The 16,236-nt window shown below is 50.2% G+C and carries 17 protein-coding genes; 13 read left to right on the forward strand and 4 right to left on the reverse strand.

Annotated elements, in window-relative coordinates:
• Nucleotides 1–57: 57 nt before the first annotated feature.
• Nucleotides 58–1,434 carry a type II toxin-antitoxin system HipA family toxin YjjJ gene (yjjJ, locus tag J6J34_RS07680; protein ID WP_301898798.1) on the forward strand — a complete coding sequence of 459 codons (1,377 nt, stop codon included), beginning with the start codon at nt 58–60 and terminating at the stop codon, nt 1,432–1,434.
• 65 nt (nt 1,435–1,499) lie between these two features.
• On the opposite strand, the gene J6J34_RS07685 is transcribed toward yjjJ, so the two are convergent.
• Entirely contained in the window at nt 1,500–1,691 is a 192-nt protein-coding gene (locus tag J6J34_RS07685; protein WP_301898799.1) for a hypothetical protein, read from the reverse strand.
• 239 nt (nt 1,692–1,930) lie between these two features.
• On the opposite strand from J6J34_RS07685, the gene J6J34_RS07690 reads away from it, so the two are divergent.
• The 7 genes from J6J34_RS07690 (at nt 1,931) to J6J34_RS07720 (ending at nt 8,214) form a co-directional block, all read left to right on the forward strand.
• On the forward strand, nt 1,931–2,227 hold the full coding sequence (locus J6J34_RS07690; protein WP_301898800.1) for a hypothetical protein: 297 nt from the start codon (nt 1,931–1,933) through the stop codon (nt 2,225–2,227).
• Between the two features lie 128 nt (nt 2,228–2,355).
• Nucleotides 2,356–3,333 carry a glutathione S-transferase family protein gene (locus tag J6J34_RS07695; protein WP_301898801.1) on the forward strand — a complete coding sequence of 326 codons (978 nt, stop codon included), beginning with the start codon at nt 2,356–2,358 and terminating at the stop codon, nt 3,331–3,333.
• A 43-nt stretch (nt 3,334–3,376) separates the two neighbouring features.
• Nucleotides 3,377–4,171 carry an SDR family NAD(P)-dependent oxidoreductase gene (locus tag J6J34_RS07700; protein ID WP_301898802.1) on the forward strand — a complete coding sequence of 265 codons (795 nt, stop codon included), beginning with the start codon at nt 3,377–3,379 and terminating at the stop codon, nt 4,169–4,171.
• Between the two features lie 899 nt (nt 4,172–5,070).
• Nucleotides 5,071–5,718 carry a nuclease-related domain-containing protein gene (locus tag J6J34_RS07705; RefSeq protein ID WP_301898804.1) on the forward strand — a complete coding sequence of 216 codons (648 nt, stop codon included), beginning with the start codon at nt 5,071–5,073 and terminating at the stop codon, nt 5,716–5,718.
• A gap of 150 nt (nt 5,719–5,868) precedes the next feature.
• Nucleotides 5,869–6,444 carry an SOS response-associated peptidase gene (locus J6J34_RS07710; protein WP_301898805.1) on the forward strand — a complete coding sequence of 192 codons (576 nt, stop codon included), beginning with the start codon at nt 5,869–5,871 and terminating at the stop codon, nt 6,442–6,444.
• A 17-nt stretch (nt 6,445–6,461) separates the two neighbouring features.
• Nucleotides 6,462–6,710 carry a helix-turn-helix domain-containing protein gene (locus tag J6J34_RS07715; protein ID WP_301898806.1) on the forward strand — a complete coding sequence of 83 codons (249 nt, stop codon included), beginning with the start codon at nt 6,462–6,464 and terminating at the stop codon, nt 6,708–6,710.
• Between the two features lie 184 nt (nt 6,711–6,894).
• Nucleotides 6,895–8,214 carry an ATP-binding protein gene (locus J6J34_RS07720; protein WP_301898807.1) on the forward strand — a complete coding sequence of 440 codons (1,320 nt, stop codon included), beginning with the start codon at nt 6,895–6,897 and terminating at the stop codon, nt 8,212–8,214.
• Here J6J34_RS07720 and J6J34_RS07725 read toward each other — a convergent pair.
• Nucleotides 8,202–9,056: a putative RNA methyltransferase gene (locus tag J6J34_RS07725; RefSeq protein ID WP_301898808.1), complete on the reverse strand. Its 855-nt coding sequence runs from the start codon at nt 9,054–9,056 to the stop codon at nt 8,202–8,204. The genes J6J34_RS07720 and J6J34_RS07725 overlap by 13 nt on opposite strands.
• A gap of 205 nt (nt 9,057–9,261) precedes the next feature.
• Between J6J34_RS07725 and J6J34_RS07730 the strand changes: the two genes are divergently transcribed.
• Complete coding sequence (locus tag J6J34_RS07730) at nt 9,262–10,371, forward strand: Fic family protein (RefSeq protein WP_301898809.1); 1,110 nt, start codon at nt 9,262–9,264, stop codon at nt 10,369–10,371.
• 48 nt (nt 10,372–10,419) lie between these two features.
• Here J6J34_RS07730 and J6J34_RS07735 read toward each other — a convergent pair whose 3' ends face one another.
• Nucleotides 10,420–11,454, reverse strand: a complete 1,035-nt coding sequence (locus J6J34_RS07735) for a sodium:calcium antiporter (RefSeq protein ID WP_301898810.1) — start codon at nt 11,452–11,454, stop codon at nt 10,420–10,422.
• A gap of 163 nt (nt 11,455–11,617) precedes the next feature.
• Between J6J34_RS07735 and J6J34_RS07740 the strand changes: the two genes are divergently transcribed.
• From J6J34_RS07740 to J6J34_RS07755, 4 genes are all read left to right on the forward strand, one after another.
• The gene (locus J6J34_RS07740; protein ID WP_301835294.1) at nt 11,618–13,486 is read left to right on the forward strand and encodes a DUF885 domain-containing protein; all 1,869 of its coding nucleotides are present in this window, start codon (nt 11,618–11,620) and stop codon (nt 13,484–13,486) included.
• Nucleotides 13,487–13,560: 74 nt separating this feature from the next.
• Nucleotides 13,561–13,998, forward strand: coding sequence for a nuclear transport factor 2 family protein (locus J6J34_RS07745; protein ID WP_301898811.1), 438 nt, complete (start codon nt 13,561–13,563; stop codon nt 13,996–13,998).
• Between the two features lie 112 nt (nt 13,999–14,110).
• Nucleotides 14,111–14,563: a hypothetical protein gene (locus J6J34_RS07750; protein ID WP_301898812.1), complete on the forward strand. Its 453-nt coding sequence runs from the start codon at nt 14,111–14,113 to the stop codon at nt 14,561–14,563.
• A gap of 19 nt (nt 14,564–14,582) precedes the next feature.
• Complete coding sequence (locus J6J34_RS07755) at nt 14,583–14,954, forward strand: VOC family protein (protein WP_301774782.1); 372 nt, start codon at nt 14,583–14,585, stop codon at nt 14,952–14,954.
• Between the two features lie 99 nt (nt 14,955–15,053).
• Here the strand turns inward: J6J34_RS07755 and J6J34_RS07760 are convergent, their stop codons facing one another.
• On the reverse strand, nt 15,054–16,208 hold the full coding sequence (locus J6J34_RS07760; RefSeq protein WP_301898813.1) for an HNH endonuclease: 1,155 nt from the start codon (nt 16,206–16,208) through the stop codon (nt 15,054–15,056).
• Nucleotides 16,209–16,236: the final 28 nt, after the last annotated feature.

Below are 16,236 nucleotides of genomic sequence, written 5' to 3' on the forward strand. Positions count from 1 at the left end.
ATGCAATTTACGCCTCGTTATAAGCCTAACAACTTACTTTTTAGGATTTAAACCACCATGTCTGATTTAATTGATAACATTATTTCATCATTAAAATCAGGACCGATGTCCGCGGCTGAGCTAGCGCGGCGCCTTCGCGTGGATGCAACTACTGTTAGCCGACGACTAAATGCTCTGGGTTCGGGAGTAATTAAGGCAGGGGAGGGTCGCTCGACACGGTGGTATTTAAGGCGTCAATTGCCAATGACTTCAGATATAACCATGTTACCCGTTTATCGTGTCGATGCGCATGGCAAAGCGACTCAAATTTCACGTCTTCACATTGTGCATCCGACCAATAGCTATCTAGAGGAGTACTTTCGTAAAGATGAGACTAGCGGTGAGCAAAAGTCTGAATGGCATTTTTATGAGTCTCTACCATGGTGGCTTACTGATATGCGAGCACAAGGCTTTCTAGGACGCTCGTTTGCTCAACAACTGAGAGCTCAGGGGCAGCCGCTTGATTCCGATCCGAATAGATGGACAGAGGACACCGCGCTTGCGGTTTTAGCCATGTTCCCCCAGGACCAAATCGGGAACCTCTTGGTGGGCGATGGTGCTTACGAGCGTTGGTTACAAACAAATCCGAACCCTACGATGACTGACAACGAAGCCGGTAAACGCGCGGAAGCGATCGCTCGCGGCGAACACTTTGACTCTTCAGCAAAGGGTGAACAGCCCAAATTTACCGCTCGTTTGCCGGAAGGCAACTGTATCGTTAAGTTCTCGGGCCAAGTAACACAACTTGATATTGATTCAGCCGCGAATCGATGGGCGGATCTACTTCACGCGGAGAGTCTTGCAGCGAAAGCACTGAACGCTATCGTTCCGAATATCGCTGCGCCTAGTCGTAGCTTTGTCGTCAACGGTCGAACGTTATTGGCTTGTGAGCGTTTTGATAGAACTCCAGAGGGCGGCCGTCGTGGCGTTATCTCCTGGACCAGTTTGGATCTAGAGTTTGTCGGGCAAGCCAGTGAGCCGTGGCCCGTCATTGCTGATGCGCTGTATCATAAGGGCATCATCATTGAAGCTGCAGTGGTCAACTGCAAAGTGGCTTGGGCATTTGGTCAGCTGATCGCTAATTCAGATATGCACCTTGGAAACGTTTCAAGCATCAATCAATCGGGCAGACCTTATGTGCTGTCACCGATATACGATATGCTGCCCATGCATTACTCCCCCAAAAGCAATGGTGACCTGCCAACAGAGCCGTACACCATTCGGCTTCATCGAAGTGTTCCGCGCATCTGCTGGGAAAGCGCCTATTCAGCGGCAAATGTTTTTTGGCGAAGCGTTCTGGAAAGCTCAGTGATAAGTCAGCACTTTAAAGAATTAGCCGAGCAACAATTCAAAGTCGTGGATGAATTTGCGGAAACGATAAGGAACATGGATTAGCCTTATCATGCCTGGCCGCGAAAACCGCTTCAGCCTGCACACGCATGCAGACTGAGCATTGTGATCTAGTCTTTGGTGTTATTTTTACAGCTTTTATGGCGGCTAAATAAAACCAGACTGATCGAAATCATAGCAAAGCCGATGCTAGCAAAGACGGGGGCAAGATTACTGTCTTCCGTCGTGTAGAAGGCTCCAGCAATAATCAGAAATAAAACGCCTGATAAAAAATAGAGGTAAATAAATTTTACGTTGTTCATCTTATTTTCCTTTGGTAACTCTGCGTATTTGACGAAAGTCTTAACGCAAGTCGTAACGCATAAATAGTGCGCGCGATCTAATTCTCTTGCAAGGTAGTCACGATACCATCAAACGTTCTGTTGACTATTCGCGGTACCCCAAGTTTCACCGCCGGTACTATAAACGGACTGGACAGTGTCTATAGTCTCATAATAGCCTGCACATAAGGTGCTAACCCCGTAATCAAGGACACAACGTCATGCGCAAAACCGACAAAAAGTTAGAGCGTGATATCGTCCGCGAGCTGACCGCTGTCTGTGAAGCGGCGAAACGGACTTGCAGCGGTTTTGAGTGGCTTACTCACACCGTTGACTATACGAGGTTCCCTGAAAGCTTGCGGGTGACTTTGGTGTTTAATGAAACTGTGAACGAAAAAACCATGCTAGGTGAATTTAAATCGCTGATCCCAAAGGTCCAGTTTGCGCTTGAGCCGATGGTCGGTGGCGAGCTAGCTGCGGCACAAATCGAGGCCCGGCGCGAACACCGCATAAATTAGTATCTCGCCTGGCGCGATTTGGAGGTTCAGGTATTCGCTGAAGGTTGCAGATCAAAGATCCCAGAATGGTTTTTGACCTCCGTTAAAACTCACCTAGACTTATTGCATGAGTAAAAAAGGAGGGCGTTATGGCAGGTCTGGTGAATGGCGAATGGGTAAAGGGCGATATTGCTGACAGCGAAACAAAAAGCGGTTCTTTTGAACGCGAAGACACTCAGTTTCGCAACTGGATCAAGCCGCCGGTCGAGTCGGGGCGCTATCAACTTTTTGTGTCGTACACCTGCCCGTGGGCTTCTCGCACGCTGATTTTCCGCAAGCTCAAAGGTCTGGAAGAGCACATTTTGCTCTCGATTGCCGAACCAGCCATGGGCGAAGAGGGCTGGCAGTATGATAAGCCTCAGGATGCCGGAAAGCATTTACCCGAGGTTCACCATCACCATCAACTTTATACCGCGACAGATCCTGACTACACCGGCAAGGTGTCGGTTCCGGTACTGTGGGATCGTAAAGAAGGGTGCATCGTCAATAACGAATCGGCGGATATCATCCGTATCCTCAACAGCGCTTTTGACGATCTCACCGGCAATGATTTCGATTTTTACCCGGAGTCGTTGCGCGACGAAATTGATGCCTGGAACGATCTCATCTACCCGAAACTGAACAATGGCGTTTACCGCGCAGGTTTTGCCAAAGAGCAGGCTGCTTACAACGAGGCCGTAAGCGAGGTATTCGAAGCGCTGGATCGTATCGAGTCGCACCTGGCCAGCCATCGCTATCTTGCCGGCGCTTACCTGACCGAGGCCGACTGGCGACTTTTCGTCACCTTGGTGCGCTTTGATGCCGCCTACCATGGTGTCTTTAAATGCAACATCCGGCGCATCGAAGACTACCCGCATCTGTCGAACTATCTCCGCGAGCTGTATCAGTGGCCAGGCGTGAGCGACACGGTCAACCTTGAACATATTAAGAAGGGCTATTACTCGATCAAAGCTGTCAATCCGACCTGCATCGTGCCCATGGGTCCGGAGCTGGACTTCGAGCGCGCGCATGATCGTGAACGCCTACCTGGAAAAGGCATTTATCAAGGCACAGGTGCTCGGAAGTAAAGCGCCATTTGTCCTACATATAAACGAAAGAAGGAGAGAATTGATGCAGATCGACCTAAGTGGAAAACGTGCGATCGTGACCGGCTCTACCGGCGGAATTGGCCTTGCCATCGTCGAGGGTCTGGCGCGGGCTGGCGCTGAAGTGATCATCAATGGGCGCAAGCAGCGAACTGTAGATGCGGCCATTGAAGCCGTGAAAGAAAACGTACCCGATGCACGTCTGTCAGGCGTTGTCGCCGACCTTTCCAGTGCCGAGGGTACGCAGAAGCTGATTTACGCCGTTCCCGATGTCGATATCCTCATCAACAATCTGGGCATTTACGGTGAGACTCCGTTCTTTGAGCTTGAAGACGATGCCTGGGAGGAGATGTTTCAGGTGAATGTGATGAGCGGTGTACGCCTGTCGCGGCACTACGCGAAGGGCATGCGCGAGCGTGGCTGGGGTCGCATTCAGTTTATCTCGAGTGAGTCGGCACTCAATATTCCCACTGCGATGATGCACTACGGCGTCAGCAAAGCGGCATTACAAGGGCTCTCGCGTGGTCTGGCCAAGGTGTTGGCGGAGACCGGCGTCACCGTTAACAGTATTCTGCCTGGCCCCACGCGCACCGAAGGGGTACAAGAAATGCTGGAGCAACAAGCTGAAGAGCGCGGCGTCTCCGTCGACGAGATGGAGAGCTTATTTCTGAAAGAGAATCGCCCCTCAAGCTTGATTCAGCGCCTGGCGACGCCCGAAGAGGTCGCCAACCTCAGCGTTTATACCGCTTCGTTGCAGGCGAGTGCCACCACCGGAGCCGCGCTGCGCGTCGAAGGCGGTATCGTCGAGAGCATCGGCTGATTAATTTGCCTTAAATTAGCTCCGAAAGCTACATGGAACAATGCGGGAGCGGAGGTGAGGTCGCATAGGGCGGCGGTGAGAATTTAGGTGTTTTAGTTTGTCTATTCGACTTAGTACGTAAGCACGTTTGTGTACTGCTTAACCGATGCTTAGATCTAGACTTGGAGTATATGATCAGAGCTTATTATTGTGTTCGCTTTAACTCAGATCGCCTGCAACTCTTTAGGAGGCAACCGGAGTGCCTGATATATTTTAGATGTTAATATTGCGTAATATTTATTTGTGGTTTAATGTTCGACGCTGTGAATGTAATTACTACAGACATATAAGTCGCTATATCAATACAATCGGAGAATATGTATGAAAGCACTAGCAATAATAGCTCTCGTGTTCGGTGGACTCTCTATCTTCATCCCGGTCGGAGGGGTATTCATTGCCATGCTTTGTAGCGTATTGGCTTTAATATCTTTTCGATCTCAGCCAACCTTGTCGGGGATAACGTTCGGAATAAATATCATTAACACAGCGCTTTTGAGTCCGAGCATCGTATTAAGTGATGCAGCATCATCGGGAGCATTTGATACGGCCCGACATATAACGGAATCTCCAACCGAAACTGGAGAACTATATTGGGCGTACGTAGGCTTTCACATTGTTTTACTAGTTATTGCTGGTGCATGGCGCTTGACGAGAGGCGCTCCTGAAACGGCGAATTTTTGAAGCAGCGTGGGGTGAGACGCAACTGATCAATCACTTTTGGATGATTGTAGATGTTTAAAAATTCAAGGGTTAAAAAGTCCCCATTAAAGTCTAAGCCACTGCGCAATCCTGGCGAGTCATTAGAGAAACGGTTAGCCGACATCCTTTTGGACGATGTACTTTTCTTTTGGATGGTAGCTATGGTCGCCGTTGCCTTGGCCGTAACTGAATGGAGTCGTTGGTATTTTGACACTGCGCCGAATCCAATTTTAGTGTCGGTAATCGCTTCGGTGGTGGTTGCGATTGCTGCCTGGAAGATTATCCGTGGGTTACGTGCTGCGAAAACCGTAAAACTTGGTATTGCTGGCGAAAAAGCGGTGGGACAATTTCTTGAACGGCTTCGCGTACAGGGCGCCCAGGTATTTCACGACGTTGAGGGAGAGAGTTTCAATCTCGATCACGTAGTGATTCACCGTTCAGGCATCTACGTCATCGAGACCAAAACGATGTCCAAACCGGAAAAAGGAAAGCCAGAATTGGAGTTCGATGGTATTCAAATAAAGTATCGCGGGAAGCCGATCAAAGGCGACCCGGTAACACAAGTGAATGCCGCCAGTTACTGGCTAGGTGAGTTGCTCAGCGAGTCGACCGGTCGTAAACTTCCGGTTCGCGGTGTCGTGGTCTATCCGGGCTGGTACATCAATAGCCCCGATACCCGACGAACCAAGGTCTGGGTATTAAATCCAAAAGCGTTGCCGACTTTTATCGAAAGCCAACCTAGTCAGTTTGAGCCAGAAGACGTCCACCTTTATGCTTATCACCTGAGTCGATTTATACGCACCCTATGAATCAGTGAAGGTTGGACTGGAACATGAGCTGTGACGGTTAAGTAACTTAGCTGACTCCGGATAAGGTTATCAAAACCCACTTTGGTGAAGATTGAGCAAGGTGACACTGTAATTCCCCGAAAAGCGGAATTACCATCCCAAGGAGTAGTCATGTGCGGAAGGTTAGACATTAACGATCACCAATTGACGCGGTTTGTCAGCGAGCAGCTGGGGCTCAACTTCACCACGCAAACCAATCATGATCTGCGGCCGACGCAGCAGGTGGAGATTGTTGCATATGAACAAGAGCTACAGCAGCTGAGTTCTACCTGGGGCATTCAGCCGCAATGGGCGAAGCGGCCGTTAATTAATGCTCAGGCAGAGACTGCCGCGACCAAGCCTACCTTCAAAGCGGCGTTCAAGCTGCATCGCTGCGTCGTTCCCTGCAGCGGTTGGTACGAATGGAAAGCCGAAGAGGGGCAGTCGAAAAAGACCAAGTACCTTTTTACCCATCCTGATGAGCAGCCCTTTTACATGGCAGGGCTTTATTTCCCGATGACCGATGGCGAAAACCGCCTGGTGACCCTAACCACAGCGCCAACGCCGCAATGCCTGGAGTACCACCACCGCATGCCACTGTTGGTGCGCCCGGATGAAGTGACGTTCTGGCTGACCAGCAATGCCGAGGCGCTCGACCCGCTTTTACACGCCCCTCAAGATATACCGCTGAGTATCCACAAAAGTTAATTTAAATTAACCTATGGGTGGATTTATCCGAGCGTTTTTCACCTAAGCAATTGGCGGAGGCCATCACCGCCAAGCGTACCAGCATGAAACTCAAACTTACTGATGTGGCCGAAGCGCTCACTCTATCAAAACCTACGCTAGTCAAAATTGAGAAAGGCGATACCAACGTAAAACTCGCGACCGTGTTGAAGGTGATGGAGTATTTGGGGGTGTCGTTTAGCATTGTTTCCGATGAGCTCACCACTCAGCGCGCAAGAACTTGGTAAAAACTGGCTCGCGTTAAAGAGATGGGCGAGCCCATTAATGACCACCAGCTGATACGGTTTTGTGCGGATACAAGCACCGTAAAATCATTTTTATGCGCATAAAAAAGTAGCATTTGCTGTTTTAATGCGCATAATAATGTAAAGTTTGTCGTGTTTTCGACACAATCTACCCGCTGAGGCCGCCATGGAACGAAGTTTATTGAGCCAATTACACCAATGGAAAGCCAAACCAAATCGTAAGCCGTTGTTGATTGACGGTGCGCGGCAGACCGGCAAAACATACTTGCTGCAAGAGCTGTTTGGCAAAACCTTTGCGAGCGTGTTGCGAGTGGACTTCTTAGAATCGCCGGACATGGCACAGGCATTTGCCGACTCACTGACACCGTCAGATGTGCTTACTAATATTGAATTGCTCTCGGGCAAGACTTTCAATCCTGAAACTGACCTTCTTATTCTCGATGAAATTGGGGAGTGCGAGCGAGCGGTTACGTCGCTAAAGTATTTTGCGGAGAAAGCACCGCACATGTATGTCGCAGCCAGTGGCTCTAACATTGGCTTACTCAACAGCTTCCCCGTGGGCAAGGTTCAGCACCATAACCTACAACCACTTTCGTTTCGCGAGTTTTTGGCGGCGGCGAATGAACCCGCTTTGCTGAAGGCATTCGATGCGCAGGTCAATTCCTCAGCGGCCCATGTCAAGCTGATGGAAAAGCTCACTGACTACTATTTTACGGGGGGTATGCCTGAAGCTGTGTATAAATGGTTTCAATTGGCCGACAGGAGCATTCTGGAACGTGTAGACGCGGTTCATCAAATTCAGAGTGACTTAATCGCGGGCTATTTACGCGACTTTGGTAAGTATTCGGGCAAAGTCGACGCTGGCTTAATTGAAGCGGTATTTAATGCAGTACCTTCGCAGCTTTCTGGGGTGATGGACGAATCGGTAAAGCGCTTTAAGTTTAAGCACGTGCATGAGCGTAAATCACGGTATCAGGAGCTCGAAAGCGCTATCTCCTGGTTGGAAAAATGCCGCTTGGTGATCAAAAATTATCCGATTGAAGGCAGGCCGCGTAGCCCGCTTGGCGCTTATAAAAAAGAAAATAGGGTTAAACTATTCTTAATGGACGTCGGTTTACTGAATCATATGCTGGGGGTGAGTTACCGGGAAATTAAGCAGCAAGGTTACGAATACAAAGGATATGTTGCAGAGAACTTCGTGCAGCAGGAGCTCGCCGCCTTAGGTATCGAGCCGACTTTTTCCTGGTACGATGCGCGCGCTGAGATAGAGTTTATTGCCACCGATAGAGAAGGCAATATTATTCCAATAGAAGTAAAAAGCGGCACGCGTACGAGAGCCCGTTCGTTGCAGTCCTACATTCAAAAATGTGCTCCTATCAAAACAATCAAGCTAGCCGGTACTCGAGGTTCAGGACCGCTTGAGCAAACTCATTTTGTCTATCCGCTTTATTATACCGAGCACGCAGTGCGGATTCATTTGTTGTGAGCGGGGCAAAACTCCCGGACCCATACATCGATAGTAAGCGATAACTCACTTAATGCCTCGGCGCGGTCACGGCCTTCATTGCTGGCGCGATAAAGGTGTGGCGTCATGGTCAGCAGGTTATGAATCGCTGCCTGGGTGGGCAGGGTTACCGAAAAGGTGATACGCTGCTCAGACTTGAGCTGCCAGTCATCAAGAGAGACCGGTAGTTGATATGGTTTGGTCTTAACTTCAGCATAAATAACCTGTTTGAGTTCGCGCAGATGATCCGCTGCGGGGTCGACCATCACCAATCGGCCGCCTGGCTTCAGTACGCGTTGAAATTCGCCGCTGACCGGAAAGCCAAACACACATAACAGCGTATCAATGCTGTTCGCAGCGACTGGGATCTGGCTATTCGAGGCCACCATCCAGGTGACACGCTTGTCTTGTTTGGCTGCTGCCAGGGTGGCCCACTTGGAGATATCGAGAGCAGCAACCTCAAGCTCATGTTCAGAGTGCTCTGCAGCATCCAGCAACTGCCGCAAATAGTAGCCTTCGCCACAACCGGCATCTAACACTGTCATAGACCTGGAACGCAACACCGTGGCCGCGAGTGCATCGGCCAACGGCTGATAAAATCCGCCCGCCAGAAAATCTGCCCGCGCCTGCACCATGGTTTTGCTGTCACCTGGGTCCTTAGAGCGCTTATTCTGCACCGGCAACAGGTTCACGTAGCCTTGTTTGGCTACATCGAAGCTATGACCCTTGCCGCAGCGCCAGGTTTTATCGGCAAGCGTCAGCGGCTCGCCATCGAGTGGGCAGCACAGGTGCATGAAAGGGCGTATTAATGAATTCGTCGTCATGCGCCTATTGTATGGCAGTTTGCCTGAAAGGTCAGGCGCTAACTGGTGCGGTCGGGAGCTAGATAAGCACTAATTACATGTAATCCGCTCCTTAAAAATTGCGCTACGAGCCAAAACTATCTATTATTCAAATCATGTTATGAGCCGAATAGTTTTTTCATTCGACTCACTGAGATACACTTTTGCTGTGAGGAGTGAGCAAATTATGCATCCCGAGTGGCTCTGGCAACACCCTGGTTGGCCGGATTTTACCTGGCGTAATGCAGAGGTGCAGCCGCTTTTACGTAATGCACATGAGCGTGTAGGCTTACTCAAAGGCAAGATGTCTCTCGTGGCTGACGATGATGAATTTGGCCTCGACACCTTGCTCGCCAATATCGTCGCGTCTTCGGCAATTGAGAGTGAGCAGGTTGATGTCTACGGCGTGAGGTCATCACTGGCGCGTCAACTCGGTCTGACGGATCAGCAGCCGGTTGCAGTATCTGCGCAAAGCGAAGGGCTCGCGAACCTGATGCGCGATGCTGTCACCAATTGGCAACAACCACTAACGAAGAACACATTAATGCAGTGGCATGCATGGTTGTTTCAAGGTCATGATTCTCTGTTGCAAAAGGTCATCCCAGGAAGGTTGCGTGGCGACGCGCCGATGCAAATTGTGTCAGGCCCGCTGACACGCCCCAAAGTGCATTTTGAAGCACCACCGCGCAAGCGCATCGATAAAGAACTCAAAACATTTATTGCTTGGTTCAATCAGTCACAGCAAGACCAGACTCTCGACCCCCTGTTACGGGCTGCAGTGACGCATTTGTGGTTTGTGACCATTCATCCATTCGAAGATGGTAATGGACGGATTACCCGCGCGCTTACCGATCGCGCACTGACGCAGGCAGACCAGCAAGGTATTCGATTATTCGCCATGTCCGAGGCGATTCTCGCGCACCGTGCAGAGTATTATAAGAGATTAGAAGCAACCCAGAAGAATGACCTGGACATCACTTCATGGCTAGTGTGGTTCTGCGAAACTTTAATTGCAGCTATAGAGCTTGCTTTGGCGAAAATTGAACGCACGCTTACGAAAGCTAAATTCTGGGCAAAGCACTCCGAAACACCTCTTAACGAGGCACAGCGAAAAATTTTAAACCGTCTGCTTGATGGCGATTTTTCTCAGGGTCTCAGTGCAACTCACTATCAACGTGTGACATCGGTGAGTAAAGCTACCGCGACCCGGCATTTGACGGAGTTGCTGGAGCAGCAAATGCTCGAAAAATTGCCGGGCGGCGGGCGTAGCACGCGCTATCGAATTGCACGCCACTGACATAAAAACAAGCCGTCTTAAGTTTCTGTCGCGCCGTCAGCGTGAAATCTAGGCCAACAACAACGCCACGCCGCCAAGGTAAAGCACAATAATCAGCACACTCTCCAGGCCTATGCCGGCCGGACCTTTGCGCTCGCGGCGCAGCAGGCCCATCATTAAAATTGCGGTCATCAGTAGTGTCAGGCAGACCCACATCAAGGTGCTGTCGGTGATGGTGTGGTAGATAGAACCCTCGCGATAGGCAATATCAGAAGCTGCCGTGAACAGGGTGTCAAAGGCATTGCCGCCGATGATGCCACCGACCGCGAGCGTCAGGGCGCCGCGGCGCACGGCCGCGATAGAGGTGACTAACTCCGGTGTCGAGGTGCTGATGGCGGTCAGTAAGATGCCCACCACCGTTTGCGTCATGCCCGTTCGTGAGGCAATCACTGTCGCCGCGGACTCGAGCAGGTAACCGGCCATGCCAAGAACCACAAAAAGCACCGCAAACTCTGCGCTCAACCGTGCCATAGACGGCATCAAATCGACATCGTCGGGTTCGTCCTCACGGGTGTCATGGGTATGCTTCGGCCGCCACATAGGGGCCTCGTGCGCGTTTTGCACCATGCGCAGTCCGACCACATAAGAGATAAAAAGCAGCGGTGTGACCGGATGCACACCCCACAGCGTGACAGAAGGTAACAAGGGCGCCAGCAGTATGAACGCAAGCAGAATCATTAGCAGCGCGTTTTGCATCATGTTGGGCACAGAGGCCGCGGCATGCTCGAGATTGGCATGCCGGTAGGAGATATCCGCCAGTGCCAGGAAGAAGGTCTGCACGGCGATACCGCCCAGTGCATTACTGACCGCCAGCTCAGCGTTGCCATTCCAGGCGGCAGTGACCGACAGTACCGAGCCGCCAATCGACGTGGTTGCGCCAAGCAAAATTGCGCCTGCGGCTGCCTCACCAATCCCAGTGCGGTCCGCCAGCTGGTCAACGATGCGGGTGATGCGCGTGCCCGCCACGCCAATGACTAGCGCGAGCAGCACAAATACCACAATTCCTTGGGTTAAGGTCCAGCCAGAGGGATCCAGCAACTGCACAGTTCTCCTTACCATTCACTGATGAATTGAGTATAGTCAGTCACCAGAGCGGATCAACGCCAGCCACGGTCACTTGCCTTAACTAGTGGCCCTGCTATCGTCCCTGCGTTGACATCCGCGGCCACAAGGGATATCAAAGATAAAAACCTACAGGAGATGACATATGTTTGAATACAAACGCATCGCGCTAGCAGTCTCGCTAGTGCTTATGACGAGCGCATGCTCAGAAGCCCCAAAAGAGAACGCCACCACCGCCGCGGAAACAACGCAAACCGCAGCCGCTGAGACAACTGCACAAGACACTCAGCAAACAGAATCGGAAAAAGCCAACGCGCTGTTTGAAGACATTTTCATGCAGGGTGTGATGCGCAGCCCGATGTTCCAGTCGTACCTGGGTATTAAACAAGATCAGGACAAGTGGGACGATATCTCTGAAGAGCGTGCGCAGGAAGATTTAGCTCTGCAAAAAGAAAACCTCGCTAAGGTCATGGCCATTGATGAATCGAAGCTCAATGAGCAGACCCGCATCAGCTGGATGTTGATGAAGCAGCAGCTTGAGCAGGAAATCGAAGACTTCAAATGGCGCCATCACAACTACCCTGTGAACCAGATGTTTGGCATGCACTCAAGCGTTGCCTCGTTGCTGATTAACCAGCACGGCATCAGCGACGTGGATGATGCAGAAGATTACATCGCACGTCTGAACGGTTTAACCGGTCTGTTTGACCAGCTTGGTGAAAACCTGCGCCTGCGCGCGGAAAAAGGCATTATCGCACCTAAGTTTGTTTACCCTTATGTGATCAGCGACAGCAAGAACATCATCACTGGTGCTCCTTTTGATGACGGCGAAGCCAGTGCCTTGTGGGCAGATTTCACTAAAAAAGTGGATAACCTTGATATTGATGACAGCCAGTACAATGAGCTGATGAGCGCGGCCGAAGCAGCCATGCTGCAGTCGGTCAAGCCAGCTTTTGAGAATCTGATTGCCGTGGTTGAAGAGATTGAAGAGCAAGCCACCACCAAAGACGGTGCCTGGAAACTGCCTGACGGTGAAGCCTTCTATAATAACGCTCTGAAGCGTACCACGACGACAGACTTAACGGCTGATGAAATCCACGAGATTGGCTTAAGCGAAGTGGCACGGATCCACGACGAAATGCGCGTGATCATGGAAAAAGTCGGCTACGAAGGTACCCTGCAAGAGTTCTTCGTGTACATGCGTAACAACGAAGACTTCATCTACCCGTCAACGCCAGAAGGTCGTAAGCGCTACATGGATGAGGCTACCGCTTTCATCGACAGCATGCGCGGTCGTCTGGATGAGCTGTTCCTGACCAAACCTAAAGCCGATATGATCGTTAAAGCGGTTGAACCTTTCCGTGAGAAATCTGCCGGTAAAGCCTTCTATCAGCAGCCGTCAATGGACGGTACCCGTCCAGGTATCTACTACGCGAACCTGTACGACATGGCGGCCATGCCGACCTATCAAATGGAAGCGCTGGCGTACCATGAAGGTATTCCGGGTCACCACATGCAAATCGCGATTCAGCAAGAGCTGGAAGGTATCCCGTCGTTCCGTAAATTCGGCCGTTACACTGCCTACTCGGAAGGTTGGGGACTGTACACTGAGTTTCTGCCAAAAGAATACGGTTTCTATGAAGACCCTTACTCAGACTTCGGCCGTTTAGCGATGGAGCTATGGCGTGCAGTACGTCTGGTGGTCGACACCGGTATTCATGACAAGAAATGGACCCGTGAAGAAGGTATCGATTTCTACGTAACGAATACGCCAAACGCGAAATCTGATGCAGTGAAGATGGTTGAGCGTCACATTGTTATGCCAAGCCAGGCAACTGCCTACAAAATTGGTATGAACAAGATCCTGGAGCTGCGGGAGAAAGCTAAAGCTGAGCTGGGCGACAAGTTCGATATTCGTGAATTCCACGACGTCGTACTCGAAAATGGTCCGGTACCGCTGAATATTCTTGAGCAGTTCGTTAATGAGTATATTCAGGAAAAGAAAAACGCTTAACAGCAATGTTTAGTTAAAACTGAGCCGGATGCCCGTCAACTCTGTTGGCGGGTTCCGGTCTTTTGAGGATCATTATGCCACTTGTCTACAGCTTTATTGTTTATCTGGCTCTTGCCGTTTTGCCCGCACAGGCTGATAGCCTTGCAGTCGAACGTGCCGGTCAGGTACACAGTTTCATGGCGGCCTTTAATGCCCACGACAGTGAGCGTATGGCTGAGCATGTGACGGACAACGTGGAGTGGTTATCTGTTAACGGCACCGAAATCGTCGTTGAAACCCGTGGTAAAGCAAACCTGATAAGTGCCATGGACGCTTACTTTAAGTCCTGTTCCTCATGCCAGAGTGAATTGCTGGAAGTGATGGTTTCCGGCAGCCGTGTCAGCACTGTCGAACGTGCCACCTGGCAAAGCGAGACTGAGCAGGCGGTGCAAAATCGTGAGCAACGTAGCATTGCCGTGTACCAGTTTGCTGGTGATTTGATTCAACGCGTCTATTATTTCCCCGCGGACTAGCTTCTCACCGAGCAGCCGCCGATCTTTTACCTTCCTTTTCGCTGGTCACCTGTACATCGCCTATGCATCGGTTATGCTTAAATGAACGCTTAGCTGTCATTTAGGGGATAGTATGAACTTGTATTTACGTGGATTAGTACTGGCACTGGTTATTGTTCTTGCTGGTTGCGCATCGCCGACCACCACCAACATGATCGGCACTTCCCGCACACCGCTTCAGCCCGAGCAAGTGACGGTCTACACCCAGGAACCTGCATGTTTTGAACCTATCGCGCTGGTCACAGCCACCAGTGACATGTCCTTCACCTTTACCGATCAGGCACAGATGGACGTCGTGCTGGAGCGCTTACGTGAGGCCGCAGGCCGCGTTGGTGCCAACGGTGTGCTGTTACAACGTACCGGTGAAGAACGCGATGAGTCCGTACACGTGGGTACCGGCGTGGGCCGACAAAGTGGCAGCGTCGGCTTTGGCGTTAACATTGGCAAGTCGTTTGGGCTGATGGAGAAAACTGCTGAGGCTGCGGCTATTTGGGTGTCCGCCGACGCAGCCTGCGAAGAATTCTAAGCTTGAGAGGAACACGACAATGAATCTGGGTGCATTTTCAGTAAGTCTGGCAGTGAAAGATATCGCCGCTTCGCTGGCGTTCTATAAGAAGCTGGGGTTTGAGCCTATGGTCGATCACCGCGAACAAGGCTGGGCCATCGTCAAAAATGGCGAACACGTGATTGGTTTATTTCAGGGAATGTTCGACGAAAACATCCTCACCTTCAATCCAGGCTGGGATCAATCGGGACAGGAAACCGAAGACTTTACCGATATTCGCGAATTACATCGCCAGCTCGAGGATGCTGGCCTTGAGGTCAGCAATGCTAACCTTGATGGCCCCGACAGCCGCGGCAGCCTGACACTACGCGACCCTGACGGCAATGTGATATTGCTTGACCAGCATCGTTGAGCTCAACTTGAGATCCGCTGGGGCCGCTATAATTCTTCCCAATACGGGCATAGCGTGGTGTTGTGATCGCTGAAAAAGAAAGGCAACCTGACGCTTGAATTACCTTAGGTTCTCGAAGTAAGTTTCTCGATGAGACGACATAAACGGTAGATGTTGTTCAGAAAGTTTCACCTGCATGTCTTTATTAATACCAAGAGCATGGAAATCGCCTAGTTGTTCTGAAACAAGTATGCGGCCTTTGTCACTGAAACTAATAAAGTGTAGATCAAAAGCTTTGTCTAAGTTTGGTATTAGTAGTAAACCATTGTATGGGTCAAGGCGCTCATCATTACTGCTTTTTGACCAAGGCTTAATGTGCGATGCCATTAATAACGAAATATTCGAATAACCGGTTAAGGCACAGCCTTGCCATTGAGCAATGAGACGTTCACGAAATCGGCCTTGTCCGCGACGAGCTTGTATTAACGTCGGCTTGGTGGTTTCGGCTATAGTTTCGTCTTTTTCGATAACGGCAATATCATATTGCGCTTCTGCATCTGATAACTCGTCAAGGTACGCACGGTAAAGGTTCAAAGCAGCCGAATACATATGGTTGCCGCGCCTATTGTAGTCGACGAAATCCTTAACGCCCTGGGCTTTATTTATAAGGCGAGCGATCTCGAAATAATCGTCAATGGCTAATATATTTTGTTGCGTGAGATTAGCTTCATTAAACCAATTAGAGATCGATCCTTTTAAAGCACTACTATATTTTTTTATTGTCGAGTCTCCTTTCCCAATAGCACGGGCCCACTGCTCGAAACCCTCCTCATGAGTATCCAAATTCATCGCTAGCGCGGCACGCAGTGTTATCGCAGCAGTAGGATTTTTTATTAGTTCAAAGAGTTCTTCATCAAGATAGGCATATTCGATCGTGTTGAATAAAGACGTTTGAGAAGGTGTCTTTATCGCATTATAAACAGCAACCGAATCTGACTTGAGTTGGTGATGCCAAAAGCTTGAGGAGCGTAAGTAAAAATATGGGTTCACCATATCAAGGTGATCAGAAGGGGACTTGCTCAGTCGCTCAAAGTGCCAGCTGAATCTATTTTTTAGGGTGTCATTAAAGTAGATAACGTTTCGATTAATTATGCCGTCCCCAATCAGATCGATAACTGCATACAGTAAGCACATCTTGTGAGGACTCACTGAGTTCCGAGAGCGATTGGGACGAACATCTTTAAACTGACTGACGTACCAGTCGAGATTTTTCATGGTTCAACTCGCTCTCTCAATTATGATC

The organism is Pseudidiomarina terrestris, from assembly GCF_030466405.1.
GTDB lineage: Bacteria > Pseudomonadota > Gammaproteobacteria > Enterobacterales > Alteromonadaceae > Pseudidiomarina > Pseudidiomarina terrestris.